The 19,742-nt window shown below is 74.2% G+C and carries 14 protein-coding genes and 1 pseudogene; all 15 read right to left on the reverse strand.

Going from position 1 to position 19,742, the window contains the following annotated elements:
• A partial coding sequence (locus AB0D45_RS31980) for an S-adenosylmethionine synthetase N-terminal domain-containing protein (protein ID WP_362465626.1) occupies positions 1-449 on the reverse strand: 449 nt, incomplete at its 3' end.
• Positions 446-1,222 carry a holo-ACP synthase gene (gene acpS, locus AB0D45_RS31985; RefSeq protein WP_362465629.1) on the reverse strand — a complete coding sequence of 259 codons (777 nt, stop codon included), beginning with the start codon at positions 1,220-1,222 and terminating at the stop codon, positions 446-448. The genes AB0D45_RS31980 and acpS, both read right to left, overlap by 4 nt.
• 1 nt (position 1,223) lies before the next feature.
• Positions 1,224-2,087: a hypothetical protein gene (locus tag AB0D45_RS31990; RefSeq protein ID WP_362465632.1), complete on the reverse strand. Its 864-nt coding sequence runs from the start codon at positions 2,085-2,087 to the stop codon at positions 1,224-1,226.
• Between the two features lie 34 nt (positions 2,088-2,121).
• Positions 2,122-3,015: a diiron oxygenase gene (locus AB0D45_RS31995; protein ID WP_361607665.1), complete on the reverse strand. Its 894-nt coding sequence runs from the start codon at positions 3,013-3,015 to the stop codon at positions 2,122-2,124.
• 26 nt (positions 3,016-3,041) lie between these two features.
• Positions 3,042-4,088 carry a class I SAM-dependent methyltransferase gene (locus AB0D45_RS32000; RefSeq protein WP_362465635.1) on the reverse strand — a complete coding sequence of 349 codons (1,047 nt, stop codon included), beginning with the start codon at positions 4,086-4,088 and terminating at the stop codon, positions 3,042-3,044.
• Positions 4,085-4,924 (reverse strand): SAM-dependent methyltransferase, encoded by an 840-nt coding sequence (locus AB0D45_RS32005; protein WP_362465638.1) that lies wholly within the window; start codon positions 4,922-4,924, stop codon positions 4,085-4,087. Before AB0D45_RS32005 ends, AB0D45_RS32000 begins: the two co-directional genes overlap by 4 nt.
• 38 nt (positions 4,925-4,962) lie before the next feature.
• Positions 4,963-5,469, reverse strand: a complete 507-nt coding sequence (locus AB0D45_RS32010) for a MaoC family dehydratase (protein ID WP_361607656.1) — start codon at positions 5,467-5,469, stop codon at positions 4,963-4,965.
• Positions 5,470-5,532: 63 nt separating this feature from the next.
• A complete protein-coding gene (locus AB0D45_RS32015) occupies positions 5,533-6,723 on the reverse strand; it encodes an aminotransferase class I/II-fold pyridoxal phosphate-dependent enzyme (protein ID WP_362465641.1) in 1,191 nt (396 codons plus the stop codon).
• 98 nt (positions 6,724-6,821) lie between these two features.
• On the reverse strand, positions 6,822-8,267 hold the full coding sequence (locus tag AB0D45_RS32020; protein ID WP_362465644.1) for an MFS transporter: 1,446 nt from the start codon (positions 8,265-8,267) through the stop codon (positions 6,822-6,824).
• A 159-nt stretch (positions 8,268-8,426) separates the two neighbouring features.
• A complete protein-coding gene (gene fusA, locus AB0D45_RS32025; protein ID WP_362465647.1) occupies positions 8,427-10,487 on the reverse strand; it encodes an elongation factor G in 2,061 nt (686 codons plus the stop codon).
• Between the two features lie 318 nt (positions 10,488-10,805).
• The gene (locus AB0D45_RS32030; RefSeq protein ID WP_362465650.1) at positions 10,806-11,540 is read right to left on the reverse strand and encodes a tyrosine-protein phosphatase; all 735 of its coding nucleotides are present in this window, start codon (positions 11,538-11,540) and stop codon (positions 10,806-10,808) included.
• Positions 11,541-11,588: 48 nt separating this feature from the next.
• Positions 11,589-15,668: an SAV_2336 N-terminal domain-related protein gene (locus tag AB0D45_RS32035; protein WP_362465653.1), complete on the reverse strand. Its 4,080-nt coding sequence runs from the start codon at positions 15,666-15,668 to the stop codon at positions 11,589-11,591.
• Positions 15,665-16,843 (reverse strand): MoxR family ATPase, encoded by a 1,179-nt coding sequence (locus tag AB0D45_RS32040; protein WP_362465659.1) that lies wholly within the window; start codon positions 16,841-16,843, stop codon positions 15,665-15,667. Before AB0D45_RS32040 ends, AB0D45_RS32035 begins: the two co-directional genes overlap by 4 nt.
• 101 nt (positions 16,844-16,944) lie before the next feature.
• Positions 16,945-19,029, reverse strand: a complete 2,085-nt coding sequence (locus AB0D45_RS32045; RefSeq protein WP_362465656.1) for a hypothetical protein — start codon at positions 19,027-19,029, stop codon at positions 16,945-16,947.
• A pseudogene (locus tag AB0D45_RS32050) lies at positions 19,026-19,742 on the reverse strand (hypothetical protein); the annotation flags it as partial. The gene AB0D45_RS32045 and the pseudogene AB0D45_RS32050, both read right to left, overlap by 4 nt.

Consider the following 19,742-nt stretch of genomic DNA (forward strand, 5'->3'; position numbering starts at 1 on the left):
TGGATCGGCAGCGGCATCAGCTCGGGCGTCTCGTCACAGGCGTAGCCGAACATCAGCCCCTGGTCGCCCGCGCCCTGCCGGTCGAGCTCGTCCTCATCGCCCTCGACGCGCTGCTCGTAGGCGGTGTCCACGCCCTGCGCGATGTCCGGGGACTGGGCGCCGATGGACACCGACACGCCGCAGGAGGCGCCGTCGAAGCCCTTCTTGGACGAGTCGTAGCCGATGTCGAGGATCGCTCCCCTCACGAGTTCGGCGATCGGCGCGTAGGCCTTGGTGGTGACCTCGCCCGCGACATGGACCTGGCCGGTGGTGATGAGCGTCTCGACCGCGACCCGGGAGGTCGGGTCCTCGCGCAGGAGCGCGTCGAGGATCGTGTCGCTGATCCGGTCGGCGATCTTGTCGGGATGACCCTCGGTCACCGATTCCGAGGTGAACAGCCGCTTGCTCATGCCTGGCCCACCTTGGCCGTGAAGAAGTGGGTGCGGATGGCGTCGAGGGTGCGGATCTCGTCCACCTCCAGCGTCTCCAGCTGGATGGAGCGGCCGCTGTGCTGCTCCAGGAGGAAGACGAACTCGACGAAGGACAGCGAGTCGATCAGCCGGTTCTCGATGAGGTCGAGGTCACCGGCGATGTCGTCCAGCTCCTCGTGGCGGGCGAGGAGCCAGTTCTTCACGAGCTGCAGACCTTCGGACATGGTGTTTCTCCTTGAAGTGCTGTGTACGGGTGGGGTGGGGGGAAGGGCGGGCGCCGCGGGGACGGGTTCCGGGACCGGATCCGGGAGCGGCTCGGGGACGGCGAGCGGGTCCAGGACGGGGGCGGCGACCGCCACCGCGTAGTCCACGTCGTGGCTGATGGTCACCGTGATCCCGGCGATGCCGGAGCGTGCGGCCATCTCGGCGGCGGACCGGTGGAGTTCCACGAGCGGCCAGCCGCCTTCGGAGCGCCGCACGATGATGTCCCGCCAGGGCAGGAACACGGTGCGGACGCGCAGGGTCTTGAACGCCGCCTCCTTGGCGGCGATCCGCCCGCACAGGCCGAGGACGTCGAGCTTGGCGGTGGTGCGGCAGTCGGCGAGTTCGCCGGGGGTGAGCATGCGCTGGAAGAAGTCCTCGCCGTAGAGGGCGAGCAGCCGCCGGACACGGGTGACGGACACGATGTCCATGCCGAGGTTCGCCCAGCCCAGGCCGCCCGCCGGCGGGGCGGCGACGGGTCGGGCCGGCACGTCAGATCGCCGGCCCGGCCGCGTTCGCGCGCAGGACCGCCGCGGTGGCCGCACCCCAGCTGCCGTGGCGCCGGGTGAGCGCGGACAGCCAGCGCTCGAGACCGAAGGCGACGCAGCTGGTGAAGGCGGGGCCGCCACCGGAGGCGAGGGGGATCTCGCAGCGGTCGCCGAAGAAGTTGCGGTGGGTGTTGACCGAGGCGATCGCGAGGTCCTCGTACAGGAACTCGTGCTTGACCGGGGTCAGGCGCTGGAGGACCGCCTTGGAGCTGCCCTTGTCGAAGAACGGGTCGCAGGCGGCTTCCCTTCGCAGCGGCAGGTCCAGGGCCTCGGCGAAGGCGTCGATGCGCCGGGTGAAGGACGCGAGGTGGTCCTCGGCGTGTTCGCGGGTGCCGATGGCCACGATCTCCCGCATGCGGAAGCCGAGCTGGCGGCGCAGACCCTCGTAGTGGGTTTCCTTGCGGAAGCACCAGCCGACCACGGTGACGAGTTCGTCGTCGGCGGCGGGACGGCCCTGGTGGTCGATGTAGACGGCGTAACAGGACGCGGACGGCAGTCCGAGGGCGGCCGGTTCGAGGGCGTCACAGGGGAAGCAGCCGGTGTCGGTACAGAACTCGCTGGTCTCCCGGACGTCCAGGTTCAGCGGCGCGGCGACGACGGCCTGGTGGGGGAAGTTGTCGTAGTAGTCGAGCCGGGCCAGGTCGGCGGCCGGCAGCAGCGGGGGCATGGTCATCGAGCGGGCGCCCGCTCCTACGCCCCAGTTCTCGAAGGTGTCGTCGAGGAGCCGCAGCAGGGCGGTGCCCTCGGGGCCGAGCGACGGCAGGCCCGTGGTGTCTGGGGTGCTTTGGGGGGTCGTGAGGACGGTCATGGGGAAGTCACCTCTCGGACGGCGGTCGGGCCTTTCAGACGGCGGGCAGGACGTCGTCCGTGAAGATCCCGGTCTTCAGGAAGAAGCCGAGCGGCTTGCGGATGGTCTTGCGCTCGAAGGGGCGGCGGCGCTCGTCGGCGACCAGCGCGTTGCGCAGGCCCACCGGGTCGGCGATGCCCGCGTCGCGGTACACGTGCGGGTTGTAGAGGGAGTTGAGGCTGTAGACCACGTACCGCTTGAGGTACGCCTCGACCTCGGCGACCCGGGCGGCGGGGACGGCCTCGCGCATCCGGTCGAAGAGCAGGGAGACCAGCTCGCGGCCGAAGGCGATGTGCCGGGACTCGTCCTGGTGGTGGATGCGGTTGACCTCGCGGATGGTGTGGCAGAGGTCCTCGTCCCGCGCCATCCGCGTGTTGTAGTGGTCGACGAGCTCCTCGAAGAACAGGATGCGGGCGAAGACCAGGAAGTTCTCCACCTCCGGCTCCCAGGCGGAGTCGGCGCGCAGGGCGGTGGAGCCGTAGATCTTGTCGCCGTAGCGGCGGCAGAACTCGGCGAAGAACCACATGTGCTCGTTCTCCTCACCGATGAAGTGGTGGAAGAAGTCGGAGGGCACCTCGAAGCCGGGCATGTGGATGCGGCCGACGACCTCGATGAGCAGCTCGCGGATGCCGTGCACGTTGAGGCTGTAGAAGTTGATGCTCTCCCACTTGGAGAGGCGCTGGATCGTTTCCTCGCCGAGCTCCTCGTAGAAGGGGGTGCCGTAGACGGTGAGCAGCTCGGGGGTCATCCACATGCGGCCCTCTTCGAGCTTCTCGGGCCAGTCGAACTGCTGGTACGGGTTGTAGTACTCCTCGATGGAGCGGGAGCTGAGGCGCTCCAGGACTTCAAGGAACCGGTCGCTGACCGGGAGGGGGGCGCTGACGCCCATGGTGACTCCTCGGGGTGGTGGGTGGCCTACGGCCGGACTTCGTAGACGGCGTTGACCGGGGTCTCGGTGGCCCGGCGCCAGCGGGTGAAGCCGGCCTCTTCGGCGATGGCGCGGAAGGCCTGCTCGCCGGAGTGGTTGCCGAGGGCGTGGGGGCCGCGCTGGGCGACGGCCACGGGCAGGCACATCACGGCGGAGAGGGCCATGAACATGCGGGCGGCCGGGGTCTGGGTGTCGATGTCGGCGGGTGAGACGTTCGACTCGACCAGCATCCAGGTGCCGTCGGCGTCCAGGGACTTGTGGACGTGCCGGGCGGCGGAGACCGGGTCGCCCATGTCGTGCAGGGCGTTGAAGAAGGTGACCAGGTCGTAGCCGGTGCCGGGGTAGTCGTCGGCGGAGGCGACCTCGAAGACGACGCGGTCGGAGAGGCCGGCCTCCTCGGCGAGCCGGCGGGCCAGCGCGACGGCCTCTTCGGAGTAGTCGAAGCCGTGGACGGTCGCCTGCGGGAAGGCCTTCGCGATGAGCAGGGTGGTGTGGCCGACGCCGCAGCCGACGTCGGCGACGGTGCCGCCGGCGGCCAGCTTGCCGGTGACCCCGGTCAGGGCGGGCAGCCAGTCGGGGACGAGGCGGTGCTCGTAGGTGGGCTGGAAGAAGCTGCCCATGCCGGTGTCGAGGGCGGGGTCGTGTTCCGCCCAGCCGACGCCGTCGCCGGTGCGGTACGCGTCGACGAGCAGGTCCTCGGTGCCGTAGAGGGCCTTCAGGGCGGTGAAGAACCCGGCGGCGAAGGTGACCGCGTCGGGGTCGGCGAGGACGGGGACGTGGTCGGCGGGCAGCGTGTACGTGCCGGCGTCCGCGTCGCGTTCGACGTACCCGGCGCTCAGCTGGGCGTGCAGCCACTCCTCGGCGTAGCGCGCGTCGATCCCGGTGCGCGCGGCGAGCGCGGCGGGGGTCAGCGGACCGGCCTCGGCCAGCGCGCGGTACAGGCCGAGCCGCTCGCCGAGGGCGACGGTCAGGCCGCGTACGGCGGCGCCGGCGTCGCTGATGACGCGCTGGTGGAAGTCGTGGACGGCGGTCATGCTGCCTTCACCTCGGTGGTGGGGAGGTCACAGGTGAACAGGAAGGAGCGCGGGACGCGCGGGACGCTGCGGGCCGGCACCGGGTAGGGCCAGCGGCCGAAGTCGGCGCCCTCCTCGCCGGGCTGGCGGACCTCGCGCACGTCCCAGCCGCATTCGGCGAGCAGGTCCTCGGGGGTCTCCGTGCCGAACAGCCAGGGGTTCCCGTCCTCCTCCAGGCAGTTGAGGAAGGGCCGGGACAGCGGGTTCTGCAGGGCGGCCTTGCTGATGACGTCGCCGAGCAGGACCGATCCGGGCGCGGAGTGCGCGGCGAGGGTGGAGATGAGGCCCCGCACGGCATGCTCGGGCAGGAAGAAGAGCAGGCCCTCGACGACCCACAGCACGGGCTCGTCGGAGCGCCAGCCGGCTTCCTTCAGCGGGCCGGTCCAGTCCTGGGTGAGGTCGACGGGGACGGCGACGCGGGTGCGTCCGGCCGGGGCCGGTTCACCGGCGAGCATCTCGGCCTTGGCCTCCAGCAGCGCGGGGCGGTCGAGTTCCCAGACGGTGACGCCGTCGGGCCACGGGAGCCGGTAGAAGCGGGTGTCCATGCCGGCGGCGAGGAAGACGACCTGGCGGATGCCGTGGTCCTCGACGGCCCGGACGACGGCCCGGTCCAGGTACGTGGTGCGGATGGCGAGGAACGGCACGGTGCCGGCCCCGGCGTAGCGTTCGAGCAGGTCGAAGCCGATGGTGTCGGCGACGGTGCGCGCGTACGGATCGGCGAACAGCCGGTCCTCGCGCTCGGTTTCCAGGGCCCGCGCGGCGGCGGTCCACTGGGCGGTGCGGGATACGGCCTCCACGGGAGGCTCCCTTCGGTTCGGCGGGCAGGGGCGGGGGGTCAGGCCGGGGAGCTCACGCGGACGACCGGGTCCTGCGCGGCGGCCGGGTGCGGTGCGTCGCACTCGGCCGGCCGCCGCTCGAAGATGCTGTGCAGGACCATGCTGAAGACGACGTTCCCGGCGGCGTCGGACAGCGTGCACCTGGGCTGGACGACGCCGGTGCGCGGGTTGAACGGCGAGGGGCGCGAGCCCAGGATCTCGACGCGCGCCGTGAGCACGTCCCCGGGGCGGACGGGCCGCAGGTAGCGGATCTCGTCGACGCCGGGGGATCCGGTACAGGCGCTGTAGGCGAGCAGCCCGTCGACGTAGCGGCGCATGAACATCGAGGCGCTGTGCCAGCCGCTGGCGATCAGGCCGCCGAAGGGGGTCTGCGCGGCGAGCTCGGGGTCGGTGTGGAAGGGCTGGGGGTCGAAGCGCCTGCCGAACTCCAGCACCTCCTCCGCCGTGACGGTGACGGTGCCCAGCTCGTGGACGTCACCGGTCCGGAAGTCCTCGAAGTAGCGCATCACGCGCCCCCCTTGACATAGAGGAGTGTTTCTCTGGCGTGAACCAATCTACGAATCAGCCGATTATTTTGTCAACCCAAAAGAAGACCGCAATGCCTGTTCCACGTCCTCCCACAGGTCCTCGGGGTCTTCGATGCCCACCGACATCCGCACCAGGCCCGGGCCTATCCCGGCGCGCGCCAACGCCCCTTCGTCCAGCTCGCGGTGGGAGGTGCTGGCCGGGTGCGTGACCAGCGTCTCCACCCCGCCCAGGGACAGCGCGAGCCGCGCCAGCCGCACGCCCTCCACGAAGGCGCGGCCCGCCTCCCGGCCGCCGTGCAGCTCGAAGGAGAGCAGCCCGCCGCCACCGGAGAGCACCTTGCGGGCCATCGCGTACGAAGGGTGCGTTCCCAGCCACGGCCAGTGGACGGCCGCCACGGCGGGATGGGCCGCCAGCCGCTCGGCGAGCAGGGCCGCGTTGGCGCAGTGCTCGCGCATCCGAAGCGGCAGCGTGGCGATCCCGCGCAGGGTCAGCCAGACGGCGAACGGGTCGGCGGTGGCGCCGAGTTCGACCGTGCGCGACCAGACCTCCCGGCGCAGGGCGTCGTCCGCGAAGACGGCCGCGCCGCCCAGCACGTCGGAGTGCCCGGCGAGGTACTTGGTGGTGGAGTGGAGCACGATGTCGGCGCCGTGCTCGACGGGGCGGCACAGCACGGGCGAGGCCAGGGAGTTGTCCACGGCGCTGAGCACCCCGAGGCTCCGGGCCGCCGCCAGCAGGCCGGGCAGGTCGGGGACCTGGCCGGTGGGGTTGGCGATGGTCTCCAGGACGAGCAGCCGGGTGCGCGGCCCGGCGAGCGCCTCGAACTCCTGCACGTCGTCACCGCCGATGTGGTCGACCTCCACCCCGTAGCGCTCCTTCAGGTCGCTCAGCGCCGCGTACGTCCCCCCGTACAGGCAGCGCTGGGCGATCACCTGGTCGCCGGGGCGCAGCAGGGCGAGCAGGACTCCGCTGATGGCGCCCATCCCGGAGGCGAAGGCGATGGCCGAGGCGCCGCCCTCCAGACCGGCGAGGGTGCGCTCCAGGGCGCGCACGGTCGGGTTGCCGCGGCGGCTGTAGACGTACGCGCCGTCAGGTCCGGCCATGGCCCGCGCCAGTTCGTCGGCCGAGTCGAAGGAGAAGGCCGAGGACTGGACGAGCGGTACGGACAGCGGCCGGCTCGCGGGGACTTCGAGCTCGTGGGCCACGTGCACGGCCCGGGTGCGGATGTCCTTCATCGGGGTTTTCCCTTTCGTTCGGGTACGGGAAAAGGGGTCGCCCGACGTCCGGGGAGGACATCGGGCGACCCCTTGGGTGAGCGCGGGCGGCCCCTGCGTCACACCCCCGCCGTCTCGCTGCGCGACGCGGGGTCGGCGGCGGGAGCGGCGGCCTGGGCGGCGGACTTGTCGCCCTTCATGGCCAGCAGGGTGATCACCGCACCGGCGGCGGCGATGACGGCTGCGCCGAGGAAGGCGGCGCTGAACCCGTCGGTGAGGGCGGGCAGGTTGCCCAGCTCACCGGCGCCCTGGGTGGTGGCGAGCGCGGTCAGCGCGGCGAGGCCGAGGGCGGAGCCCACGTTGTAGGTGGTGTTGACGATGCCGGAGGCCAGGCCGGCCTGCTCCTGCGGGGCGCCGGCCATCGCGGCGATCATGGCCGGGATGTAGGCGAGCGCCATGCCGAGCGCGGCGACGAGGGAGGCGGGCAGGACGTCGACCAGGAAGGTGCCCGTCGGCTCGACGGCCGAGAGCCAGACCAGGCCGGCGGCGAGGGCGAGCAGGCCGCCCACGATCAGCGGCTTGGCCCCGAAGCGGCCCATCAGGCGGGCGGTGATGGCCGTCATGAAGATCATCAGCAGGATCGTCATGGGCAGCAGCGCCGCACCGGAGGCGAAGGCGCCGTAGTCCAGCACCTGCTGGAGGTACAGGTTGAGGAAGTACCACATCGGGATCCAGGCGGCGCCCAGCAGCGTCATCGCGAGGTTGGCCGAGCCCAGGCGCGGGATCCGCCACACGCTGAGCGGCATGAGCGGCTCGCGGACGGTGCGCTGGACGACGAAGAAGAGGGCGAGCAGGACGGCGGCGCCGATCAGTTCCAGCACGGTGGCGGTGGCGCCCCAGCCGACCTCGGGGGCCCGGACGACGGCGAAGACGGCGAGCGCGAGCCCGGCGGTGACGGCGACGGCGCCGAGGACGTCCACGGAACCGCGCCGGGACTGGACGGCGGGCAGCAGCTTGGTCGCGGCGAGGGTCGCCAGGCCGATCGGGACGTAGATGATGAAGACCCACGGCCAGCTCACCCATTCGGTGAACACGCCGCCGAGGAACACACCGGCGGTGCCGCCGGCGGGTGCGGCGGCGCCGTAGAGGGCCATGGCCTTGCCGAGTTCCTTCGGGTCGTGCCCGAAGAGCATCATCAGCAGGGTCATGGCCGACGGCGCGATGAGCGCCCCGCCGACCCCCTGCACGGCCCGTCCGACGATCTCGACCGTCGCGGTCTGCGCGGCGGCGGCGAGCACCGATCCGACGATCATCGTGGCCCAGCCGGTGGCGAAGATCTTGCGCGCGCCGAAGAGGTCGGAGAGGCGGCCGCCGAGCAGCAGTAACCCGCCGAAGACGATGACGTAGGCGTTGAAGACCCACTGCAGCTCGCCCTGCGAGAAGCCGAGGTCCTTCTGCATCTCGGGGAGCGCGACGCCGATGATCGACGTGTCCATGATCACCATGAACTGAGCGGTGGCAAGCACGCCAAGTGCCCACCAGCGCCGGGGATTGACGGTTGACATTGCCCTGACCCTCCTCTGTCACATACCCCTGGGGGGTACCTTCGCGTAGCAACGTAGCATACCCATGGGGGGTATGTAAGTGCGGCGTGAGAACGGCGCGGGCGGGCAAGCGGAGGCCCCGCCCCGGCCGGAGCCGGGACGGGGCCTCGCAACGGTGCCCTAACGGGCCGTGAGCGTGGCGGCCACCGCCGCGGGGACGGGGGCCAGACCCGAGGGACGGCTGGTGAAGCTGCCCCGGCCCTGGGTGCGGCCGCGCAGCCGGGACGCGTACCCGAACAGCTCGGCCAGCGGCACCGTCGCCGTGACCACCGAGGTCCCGCCCTGCCCGGCCGAGCCCGTCACCCGGCCGCGGCGGGCGGCGAGGTCGCCGAGGACCGCTCCGACGCCGTCGTCCGGGACGGTCACCGTCACCTCCGCGACCGGCTCCAGCAGCTCCAGCGCACAGGCGCGCAGGGCCTCGCGCAGGGCGAACCGGCCCGCCGCACGGAACGCCATCTCCGAGGAGTCCTTGGAGTGCGTCGCCCCGTCGGTGAGGACCACCCGCAGGCCCGTCACCGGGTGCCCGCCGAGCGGCCCCCCGGCCAGGGCGTCACGGCAGCCGGCCTCCACGGCCCGCGCGTACTCCTGCGGGACCCGGCCGCCCACGACCGCCGAGCGGAACTCGAACCCGGGCTCCTCCAGCGGCTCGACGTCCAGGACGACGTGCGCGAACTGGCCGGCGCCGCCGTCCTGTTTGACGTGCCGGTACACGAAGCCGGCCACGCCGCGCACGACGGTCTCCCGGTAGGAGACCTGCGGCCGGCCGACCGCGACCTCCACCCCGTGCACGCGCCGGATCTTCTCCACCGCGACCTCCAGGTGGAGCTCGCCCAGACCCGACAGCACGGTCTGCCCGGTCTCCGCGTCGGACCGCACCACCAGGGACGGGTCCTCCTCGGCGAGCCGGGCCAGCGCGGACGCGAGCCGGCCGGTGTCCGTACCGCGGCCCGCCTCGACCGCGACCGACACCACCGGTTCGGCGACCGTCGGCGGTTCGAGGAGCAGGGGCGCCCCCGGCGCACACAGGCTGGTCCCGGCACGGGCCGACTTCAGCCCGACGACGGCGACGATGTCACCGGCCACCGCCTCCTCCCGTTCCTCGTGCCGGTCGGCCTGCACCCGCAGGATCCGCCCGACGCGCTCCGTCCTGCCCGTGGCGGGGTCCAGTACGGAGTCCCCCTTGCGCAGGGTGCCCGCGTAGACCCGCACGTACGTGAGCCGCCCGGTCGCCGTCGCCGTCACCTTGAAGGCGAGCGCGGCGAGGGGCTCCGCCGGGTCGGCGGCCCGCCCGCCCACCGGCGGCATGTCGGCCGGTGCGGGCAGGTACGCCACGACGGCGTCCAGCAGCGGCTCGATACCCCGGTTGCGGTACGCGGAGCCGCAGAGCACCACCACGCCGTCCCCGGCGAGGGTCAGCTCACGCAGGGCGCGCACCAGCGTCGGCCCGCTCAGGGCGGAGCCGGCGCAGAACTCCTCCAGGGCGTCCGCGTGCAGTTCGGCCACCGTCTCCTCCAGGAGCCGGCGCCTGCGCCGTGCCTCCTCCAGCAGCGGCCCGGGAACCGGAACCGTCTCGTACGAGCCGTCGCCGGCGCGCCAGAGCAGCGCGCGCATCCGCAGCAGGTCGACGACTCCGGTGAAGCCGTCCTCCCGCCCGACGGGCAACTGGACGACCAGCGGGACGGCGCCGAGCCGCTCGCGGATCGAGGCGACGGCCGTGTCGAGGTCGGCGCCCGCCCGGTCCAGCTTGTTGACGAACGCGATCCTCGGGACGCCGTGCCGGTCCGCCTGCCGCCACACGGACTCGCTCTGCGGCTCGACGCCCGCGACGGCGTCGAACACCGCGACCGCGCCGTCGAGCACCCGCAGGGAGCGCTCGACCTCGTCGGAGAAGTCCACGTGCCCCGGCGTGTCGATCAGGTTGACGCGGTGCCCGTCCCAGGCGCAGCTCACGGCCGCGGCGAAGATGGTGATGCCGCGGTCGCGTTCCTGGGGGTCGTAGTCGGTGACGGTGGTCCCGTCGTGGACCTCGCCGCGCTTGTGGATGGTGCCGGTGGCGAAGAGGATCCGCTCCGTGAGGGTGGTCTTGCCGGCGTCGACGTGGGCGAGGATGCCGAGGTTGCGGACGGCGGTGGCGGTGCCGGTGCCGGTGTTGGTGCTGCTGGTGTGACGGTCGGTGCGCATGACCCGGGGCCTTTCGGATGCCTGGGGTGGGAAGAGGGCAGCGCGATTCCCGGGACGCCGGTCCGCCCCGCGGCACAGCCGTGGGGCGGTGTTCCAGAAGGGTGCGTCACGGGCGTACGGTGACAGCCGCGCGGCTGTTACCGCGCGCTGCGGGACACCGGGATCACGTCGTACCGGCAGGGGGGAACGACGGCGGCGGTGCGGTTCGTACGCATGGCCCGGTCCCCCTTCTCTTCGCTCGGCATCGGCGGTCGCCGCCCTGGCGGCGGCGCGCACCGCGACTGTAGGCGGCGCGCGCCGGCCGGGGCACCCGGTTTTTCAGACGAGGAGCCGCTCGCGCAGCCGGGCCGTGGTGTCCGGGGTGATGCCGACCGCGTCGGTGAGGTACGCGGACACGGACCCGTACCGGCCGGCGAGATCGGCGAGGACGAGCTCCATCACGGTGGCCGGGGCGCGGCCGTACGAGGGCCAGCGCATCGTGCGTCCCGGGTTCGCGGCGTGCCAGTCGGCGGTGAGGCGCTCGGTGGCCAGCTCGGTGAGGGCGAAGTCGGCGAGGATCTCCTCCTCGGGCACGTCGAGGAGGGTCAGCACCAGGGCGGCGATCAGGCCGGTGCGGTCCTTGCCGGAGGTGCAGTGGAAGACGGCGGGTCCGGGGCCGTCGGCGATGAGTTCGACGGCCCGGCGGATCTCGTCCACCCCGTCCTCCGCGACCTCGGCGAAACGGTCGGCGAGGTAGCGCCAGGGGTCGAGGCCCGGGTCGATCTCGGCCTGGTCGTAAGGGCGGTGCTCGATGCTGAGGTTGGCGTACGTGAAGCGCTCGGGCTCCGGTATCCGGCCCTTGGCGTCGATCTCCCAGGGGTAGCGCAGGTCGATGACGGTCCGGATGCCGAGCCCGAGGAACCGGTCCCAGTCGGCGCCGTCCAGCTTGCCGAGCGAGTCGGCCCGGTAGAGGCTCTCCCAGGCGACGGTGCGGCCGTCAGCGGAGCGGTAGCCGCCCATGTCGCGGAAGTTGTGCAGGCGCTCGAAGGGGATGTGGCGGGCGGGGGTTGTCAACCGGGGCTCCTGAGGCGTGTGTTGTGCGGGTGGTCCGGTCAGGATGCCTCAGTGATCGCCGGGTCCCGCGGGGTCGGGAGAGGTGATCTCCCACACCCCGTCCGACTCGGTCGCGGTCCAGCCGCCGGGGAGGTCGAGCGGCCGGGCGAGGGTGGCCCCGGTCAGCGAGACCGTCCGGTGGAAGGTGGCGCCGGCCAGGGAGAGGGCGGCCCGGAAGTCGCAGTCCTCGAACGTCACGGCGCTGTCGAAGGCGGAGCCGTCGAAGAGGACGTCCCCCGCGAACTCGGCCCGCTGGAAGCGCACCGCGCCCCGGAACACGGCGTCGCCGAAACCGGCCGGCGCGGTCTCCACCTTCGCGTCGACCCAGCGGAACATGCCCTCGAACGCGGCGCCGCCGAAGGTGACCGGTTCCGTGAACACACTCCCCTTGATCAGGACCGGACCTCGGAAGAGGGCACCCTCGAAGCCGGCCCGCTCCTCGAACCAGGACGTGTCGAACGCCGCCAGGCCGTGGAAGACGGCGCGGGCGAAAGCGGCCGGGCCGTCGAAGCGGGCGCCCCGGAAGACCGCCTCCCCCTCGCAGACCAGGGACTGGAAGTCCGACGCCCGCGCGAAGCGGGTGCCGGCCGCGGAGAGCGGGCCCTCGCACACCACGCGCGCGAAGGACACCGGTCCCCGGAAGACGGCTTCACCGAGCGACGTGCGCCCCTTGAAGACGACCCGGTCGAAGTCCGCACGCCCCCGCACCGCCATCCCGTCGAGCACCGCCTCCTCCTCGATGACGGCGCGCCCGAAGGTGACGTCCTCGGCACAGGTGACCTGCGCGTACTGTGCCGCTCCGGCGAACACGGCGCGGTCGAAGGCGGCCGCGCGCGCGAAGGAGGCCCCCTCGAAGACGGCCGCCCGTTCGAAGACGCACCGTCCGAAGGCGGCCGAACCCCGGAAGGAGGTGCCGTCGAACCCCGCCACCTCCTTGAACACGGCGCGGTCGAAGGACGCGTCCGCGTCGAAGGCGGCCCCGGCGAATCCCGTCAGACCCTCGAACACGGCACGGGTGAAGTCGGCTTCGCCGGTGAAGACGGCCGCCACCGCCGCCCAGTCGTCCTTGAAGCACGCCCGGGTGAAGACCGCCGTGCCCAGCCGGACCCGCCCGCTCCCCGGCTCCCGCACCGCGTCCAGCACCCGCCCCAGCAGCCCCCCCTCGAAGGTGGTCCCCCGGAAGTCGACCGGGGAGCCGGGCCGCAGGGTCGCCAGGTAGGCGTCCCGCTCGGTGCTCGGCAGATGGGCCAGGCAGGTGTGGCGGCCCGTCACTTTGACACCGATGCAGCCGGCGGGGACCTCGTCCGAGGCGCCGAAACCGCAGCGGGGCCACACGGACTCCTCCAGGCGGTACGTCTCCACGTCCGCCAGCAGCTCCGCCACCCGGCCGGGATCCCCGACGAGGAACCATCCCCCCACCCCACCCCCCAGCGGCTGGAGGGGGCGCAGGGCCAGCGGGCCGAGGTGCTCGCGGAGTTCGTCGTACAGCGACCGGGAGAGGGTGAGGACGAAGCGCAGGGTGTCGTCGGGGCCACTGGTCCTCAGCCACCCGTTGACCACGTCGTTGTCGAGGAGCCGGTCCATGGTCCCGGTGTCGTCCCCGGGACCGTCGACCGCCAGGGCCACGGCGAGCGGTGGCCCCGGGACGCGGACCCGCCCCACGGCCCGGTGCAGCGCGAGGAGCAGCAGCCCGGCCCGGGCGAAGGCGTCCGGGCCGGACAGGGAGGTGCGTACGCCCATCGACGCGCTTTCCACCCGCCCGGCGACTCCGGCATCGTCCATCGCCCGTACCAGGAGGTCGGTCAGCTCCCGGCGCGCGGAGCGTCCGGGCCCGTGCACGCTCGCGTCCGCCCGGACGGCCAGGGTCACCCCCTTGCCGGGCGCCTGCTCGCCCAGCGCGGCCAGGAAGCCCTCCTGGGCGAGCAGGGCCCCGGCCGTGAGGAACACCATCCGGTCGGGCCGGACCGTGTGCACGACACCGCGCAGCCCGCCGGGCACCGAGAACACCGGGGCGCCCCTGAAGTGGCTCCAGTCCTCCACCTCCGGTGAGATCGCGACGATTTCTCCGTTGCGGGCATGGGCGGGCACCCGTGTGTCGCCCGCCGCCGTGAGCCAGTCCTGGCCGTCCGCGAACCCGTGGACCACGACGAACGGATCCTCCGGCGCGGGCGACGCCTCCCAGGCCGGCGCCCTGAAGAGCCCGGGGTCCGCCAGGTCCTCCGCGCTCTCCAGCAGCAGCACGCGCGGGCTCGCGTCGTCCCACCAGACGGGCCGGCAGGCACTCTCCCTGCCGTCGGGCGCGATGACCCAGGCGACGGCGTCCCGCGGCTGCGCCACGTCCGCGGCGGTGAGCACCAGGCGGGGCGCCAGCAGGGCGCCGACCTCCCTCGGCTCGGTCAGCGGCTCGAAGCGGACGCGTACCACCCCCTCGCTCACCCCCTCCCCCGCCGCCCGGTCGGCCTCCGGCCGTTCCGCGAACGGCAGCGCGCCCTCGGGCACCCGGCGGCGTCCCCCGGTGCCGGTCGTGACCCGGGTCGCCGAGAAGTCGGGACCCGTGCCCCGGTTGCGGTACATGAACTCCCAGACCCGGCGGCGCACGAGTTCCCGCACGGCGGCCACGTCCCCGCGCAGCTGGGAGCCGAGCAGCACCTCCCGTACGCCCGGCAGGAACTCGAACTGCGCCTCCCGCGCCGGCGCTTCGGAGTCCCAGGGGGCGAAGAGCCCCCCGAGGGCCACCTCCGCCAGGTGCCCGTGCTCGGAGTCGCGCAGCAGGGAGCGCCGTACGAGGGTCATCACGGGCAGGGTCAGCGGTACGGCCGCCAGATGGGCGGCGAGCTGCTGGGCGGTCGGCGAGGCGCTCGCCCGGAACCGCTCCACCGCCTCCAGGGCGGTACCGGCGCGGCGCGGCGGAGCGGCCGCGGGCGCGGCGGCCGCGTCCAGGCGCAGGCAGGCGAGGCGGTGCCACCGCCCGTCCCCGGACACCGTCCGCACGAGCCGGGCCAGGCTGCCGGAGGCGAGGCCGACCACCGGGACCACCGGTCCGCCGCCGCGCGCCCGCCGGGCGGCCGGGACCCGCTGCCAGGAGCGGGTGGCGGCGGCCGGCCGGTCGCAGCGGACGGCGAAGGGCACGGGCCGTACCGCGCCGCGGGTCCACAGCCGTTCGGGCAGCACGTTCAGCACGGCCACGGCGTTGTGGGTGCTCCAGTGCCGCAGCACGCGCAGCAGCGGGGCCTCCTGCCAGCCTCCGGCGACGGTGTCGGAGACGAGGAGGATCAGCCGCCGGCCGGCGGGGTCGGCCAGTTCCAGCGGGTTGCGGGGCGGGGCGCCGCGGCCCCGGGTGAGCATCGGGGTGCCGCCCGGACCGGTGCCGGTCAGCTGCCAGGTCCGGACGTCGCGGAAGACCCCGCTGCGGGTGAACACCCCGCGCAGTTCGGCCACGAGGTCGGACCAGAGCAGCATCGAGGGGTGGCCGTCGACGACGAGGGCGAGGTCGAGCCAGCGGCTTTCGGCGGGGCGCAGGACCGGCGTGGGCACCATCGCCTCGATGCTGCGTTCCACGGTCAGCTGCTCGTCCAGTTCCTCACCCGGGCCGCCGATGGAGCGGCGTCCGACGGGCCGCAGCGAGCGCATCAGGGCCAGCGGGTCCTCGAGGGAGGCGGTGCGCGGCAACCGCAGCGGTACGCCGCGCCGCGCGCCCGCGTCGGCGCCCGGTGCGGCGGGCGGCTCCGGCGGGGCGTGGACGGCGGGGTAGAGCCGGACGGCCCCCGCGTCCGGCGGGCCGGTCCGGCCGGAGGCGGCCTCGGGGCCGCGCGGCGGGGGCGCGGGCGCGGCCCCGTCCGGCTCCGGCGGGGCGGCCTGCTGCGCGCCGGGGTGACGGGACGCGGCGGCGGCCGGGTCCACGCGTGCGGCCAGCCACAGGATGTCGGCGATCTCCTCGGGGCCGACGGCGGTGCGGGGTGCGGCGGCGGCCGGGTCCACGCGTGCGGCCAGCCACAGGATGTCGGCGATCTCCTCGGGGCCGACGGCGGTGCGGGGTGCGGCGCCGTCCTCACCGCCTTCGGCGAAGGCGGCGAGCAGCCTCTCGATCACGCGGTCGGCCCGGTGAGGTGCTGCATCACGGTGGCGAGGAAGCGGTCCCGGTCGGCGGGCGCCGACCAGGCTCCGGCCAGCCGCAGCTGGATGGCGTTGAGGAGCTGGTCGGTGGCCAGGTCGCCGTCCTCGGCCCGTTCGAGGAAGCTGCGGACGAGGTCCTGGTACTCGGCGGCGTCCTCGCCGGTGATGTCGACGCCGAGCCGCCCGCGCACGATGCGGGCGAGTTTGCCGGGCCCGGGGGCGTCCAGGTGCAGGCGGACGCAGCGGCGCAGGAAGGCGGGAGGGAAGTCGCGTTCGCCGTTGCTGGTGAGGATGACGACGGGGAAGTAGCTGCACTGGACGCGGCCCTGCGTGACGGCCACGCCGGCGTCGGGGTCGTCGTCCGTGCCGATGGCGACGGTCGGTTCCTCCTTGGCGAGCCGGGCCAGTTCGGGGATGACGAAGCCGCCGTCCTCGAAGACGGTCAGGAGGTCGCCGGGGAGGTCGATGTCGCTCTTGTCGATCTCGTCGATGAGCAGGACGCGGGGCCGGCCCTGTGGGAGGAGCGCCGTACCGAGGGGGCCCAGCCGCAGGTAGCGGGCGATGGAGGGGACGGCGGCGGGCGGGGGGTACGCCCCGTCCGGTTCCCCGGGGGGACGGGTACCGGGGACGGGGGTGCCCGGCAGCGGGCCTCCGGGGACGGCGGCGCCGGGGGCGGGAACGACGGGGACGCGGGCGGCGGGCGGGCGCAGGCCCGGCAGCCGGACCTGCTCCAGGCCGGCCTCCTGGAGGCGGCCGATGGCGTCGTAGAGGTAGAGGCCGTCGCGCAGCACGGTGCGGCTGGTGATCGGCCAGTGCAGTACGGGGCCCAGGGCCAGGTCCGCGGCGATGCTGTAGGCGAGGGTGGACTTGCCGACGCCCGGCTTGCCGGTGATCAGCAGCGGCCGGCGCAGGAGCAGGGCGGTGTTGACCACGTCCTTCTCCGCCTCGTCCGGGACGTAGTCCACGCCGCGCCGCCGGGTGCGCTCCCAGGCTTCTCCCGTGCACCCGGGCGGCCCGTAGGACCGGTCGGGGACGCCGGTGAAGTCCCGCCAGGGCGGCGGCGTTCCGGCCTCCAGCCGGGCGCGGCGCTCCTCCGCGGGGCCCGCGCCCTGGTACAGCCACCAGTCCTTCGCCACTGCCTGTGCCTCCATCGTCTCTTCACGGGTGGTGCGTTCGGGATCGGGGCCGCCGTGGCGGACCGGGTGGGGGGCGGGGTGCGGACGGGTCGTGGACGGGTCGTCGGCGGGCGGTGTCACGCCAGGGAGCGGAGGTCGACGGTGTCGTCGGGATCGTCCCACAACAACACCAACCGGTCTTCCCCTCCCGGGTCCTGTCCGGCGGCCGCCCGGCGCACGTCGCGTACCCGGGCGGGCAGCCCGAACACCGCGGGCGCCCCCGGCCCGGCCTCCGGGGCGAGCAGCGCGGGCAGCCCGCCGGGCGGCGCGCCACCGCCGCGCCGCCACACCGCGACGGGCACGCCGCCTTCGAGCAGGGCCTCCAGCAGGGCGGGCGTCCGGCTCCCGGAGACGTGCCCGAGGACGCAGGCGGGCGCCGGCCGCGCGCCGAGCGCCATCCCGAGGGCGTCGGTGACGTCCGGGTCCTCCAGCAGCCGTACGGCGTCCGGGTGGCGGCCGTCCTGGACGTGCAGCCAGCGCCATTTGGCCCGCCACTCGGCGCGGGTGTCCTCGCGCTCCTGCGGGCAGCGCACCACCACCTCGTGGACCGTGCCGAGCGGGCGGGTGCGGCCGCCCGGCCCGCGCGGAACGGGCCACTGTTCGAAGTCGGTCTCCAGCAGTTCGTACGGCACGTCGAACTCGATCCGCCCGATGCTCCCGTACGGCTGCCCGGCGCCGGCACCGCCCTGCGCGAGGCGGCGTACGAGGGCGGCCCGTACCGCGGCCAGCGGGACGGGGCTGCCCTCCGACTCCCACACGTGGTGCGTCCGTTCACCCCGCACCCACATCCGGGCCAGCAGGCCGTCCCCGCCGCCGGGCGGGGACTCCAGGCGTACGTGCAGGGTCGCCCGGCGCGCGGGGGCGGGCGGCGGACGCAGGGCGGGCAGGGCGAGGCGCTCCAGGGTGGCGCGCACCCAACGGGCCAGCGCGGCCGCCCAGTCGGGGTCCTCCGGGCCGCCGCCGGGGCCGCCGCCGGGCCGGGCGCTGCGGTCGGCGAGGAAGTGCACGAAGGGCACCGCCAGCGGCATGCCGGTGCGGCCGCCGTGCCGTTCGTCGAGGTCGGCCACCACGTCGAGGAGGGTGTCGGCGGGCAGCCCGCCGTGGGCGGGGGTGGTGCAGCCGGCCGCCTTGAAGGCCCAGGCGTAGGCCTCGTACGCGCAGCGCGGCAGGTCCCGGTCCTCGAACAGCTCGCCCAGCCCGTCCCAGCCCGCCTGGTCGAGGCGGGGGGCGCGGGGCAGGGCGGACCCGGGCAGGACGTCGTCCAGGAAGGAGTTCGCGTCCCAGTCCCGGTCGACGAGGAACTGCGGCAGCTGCCAGCCCTCGCCCCTCTCGCGCAGGTCCTGGAAGGCGCGGTGGATGCGCCGGGCGGCGTGCGGCAGGACGGCGGCGCCCTCCCACACGGACCGCTCCCCGAGTTCGCCGAGCAGGGCCTCGGTGAACCGGCCCGCGCCGCGTTCGGCGTCGTTCTGTGCGGCCTCGCCCTCGCGGGAGGCGTACAGGCGGAACTGGCGCCGCCCGGGGACGGTGGTGCCGCCGCCGTAGTCGGCGCTGCCGAAGTTCCAGCGGCTGTCGCGGGGCGCGTCGACCCGGCAGGCGTCCACCAGCGCGGCCTGGAGCGGGAACCGCCGGTGCCCGACCAGGTCGGTGCGCCACCAGCGCAGCGCGGAGTCCAGGTTGAGGTGGCGGATGTGGCCGGGGCGGGCGTCGGCGCAGGGCAGCATCAGCTCCCCGCCGCGTCCGAGGTGGCCGTGGCCGGCCCAGAAGATCCACAGCAGGTCCCCGTCGCACGCGGGGAGTTCGTCGAGCAGCACGGTCCTGGCGTTCTCCTCGGTCGCGGGCCGGTACGTGCTCCTCAGTGCGGCCAGGCCCGGGGAGGCGGACCAGTCGAGGGTGTCGGGGTCGTCGAGCGGGGAGAGCAGCAGCCGTACGTTGGCGGCGGGCACCTCCCCCGGCCCGGTGAGCCACCGGGCGAAGCGCAGGGCGTCGCGGGCGGGGCCGCGCAGGTTCCAGTGGTGGCTGATCTCGTACCGTTCCACCCCCGCGACGAGCGCGAAGGTGCGCCCGGGTGCCGGGTCCGGGTGCGGGACCGCGTTCACCTGCACGTTCACGTTCAGGTGCGCGTTCGCGTGCGGGGGCGGGGGCGGCGTGCCGAGGGCCGTCACCCGATCCCCGCCTCGGCCACCGCCCGTTCGATGCGCTCGTAGAGGGACTGCTGCTTCCAGTAGGCGCTGTGGCTCGCCGGGAAGGGCTGGCGGCTGCTGATCTCGTGGTCGGTGACGCGGGGGTCGCCGGGGAAGACGGGCCCGGCGAGGTAGGAGAGCACGTCCTGGCGGTCGTACACGTTGAGCCAGCGCGGGAACCCGTACGGGAGCGCGCTGCCGGGGCCCAGGGCGGTGAGCGCGCCCAGCTCGTACAGGTACGGGGCCTGCGAGCCGACGGTGACGAGCAGTTCGACGCCGGGTACGGGGCCGCCGGCGGCGGCGGCCAGCGCGAGCAGGTCCACCAGGGCTATGCCGCCGAGGCTGTGGCCGATGAGCACGGCCGGGCCCGGCCGGGCGGTGATCCGCTCGTGCAGGAACGCGCGCAGGCCGGCGCCCCTGGCCTGGTAGCGCAGGATGTCGCCGAGCGCGGGGGTGGTGCCGGTGGTGAGGGGGCCCCGCCAGGCGTTGAGCAGGGGCTGGGTGGTGACCCGCATCGCGAGCCGGCCGAGCACGGCGGCGGCCCGGGCGCCGGGGACGCGGGCGCCGCCGCCGAGGCGGGTGGTGAGGAGCTCGACGAGCCGGTCCCGTTCGGCGGCGGTGCAGTCGGCGGCGGCCCCGGCGGTGGCGAGGCAGGCGGCGGTGACGGCCCGGGCGAGGGCGGTGGCCAGCTCGCG

This window comes from Streptomyces sp. NPDC048352 (assembly GCF_040651895.1).
In the GTDB taxonomy this organism is placed as follows: domain Bacteria; phylum Actinomycetota; class Actinomycetes; order Streptomycetales; family Streptomycetaceae; genus Streptomyces.

Excerpts from the sequence above, each read along its gene's own strand:
- AB0D45_RS32015 (WP_362465641.1), bottom strand. The coding sequence starts at position 6,723 with ATGAAGGACATCCGCACCCGGGCCGTGCACGTGGCCCACGAGCTCGAA.
- AB0D45_RS32010 (WP_361607656.1), bottom strand. The coding sequence starts at position 5,469 with ATGCGCTACTTCGAGGACTTCCGGACCGGTGACGTCCACGAGCTGGGC.
- AB0D45_RS32000 (WP_362465635.1), bottom strand. The coding sequence starts at position 4,088 with ATGACCGCCGTCCACGACTTCCACCAGCGCGTCATCAGCGACGCCGGC.
- AB0D45_RS32020 (WP_362465644.1), bottom strand. The coding sequence starts at position 8,267 with ATGTCAACCGTCAATCCCCGGCGCTGGTGGGCACTTGGCGTGCTTGCC.
- AB0D45_RS32040 (WP_362465659.1), bottom strand. The coding sequence starts at position 16,843 with ATGGAGGCACAGGCAGTGGCGAAGGACTGGTGGCTGTACCAGGGCGCG.
- fusA (WP_362465647.1), bottom strand. The coding sequence starts at position 10,487 with ATGCGCACCGACCGTCACACCAGCAGCACCAACACCGGCACCGGCACC.
- AB0D45_RS31995 (WP_361607665.1), bottom strand. The coding sequence starts at position 3,015 with ATGGGCGTCAGCGCCCCCCTCCCGGTCAGCGACCGGTTCCTTGAAGTC.
- AB0D45_RS31990 (WP_362465632.1), bottom strand. The coding sequence starts at position 2,087 with ATGACCGTCCTCACGACCCCCCAAAGCACCCCAGACACCACGGGCCTG.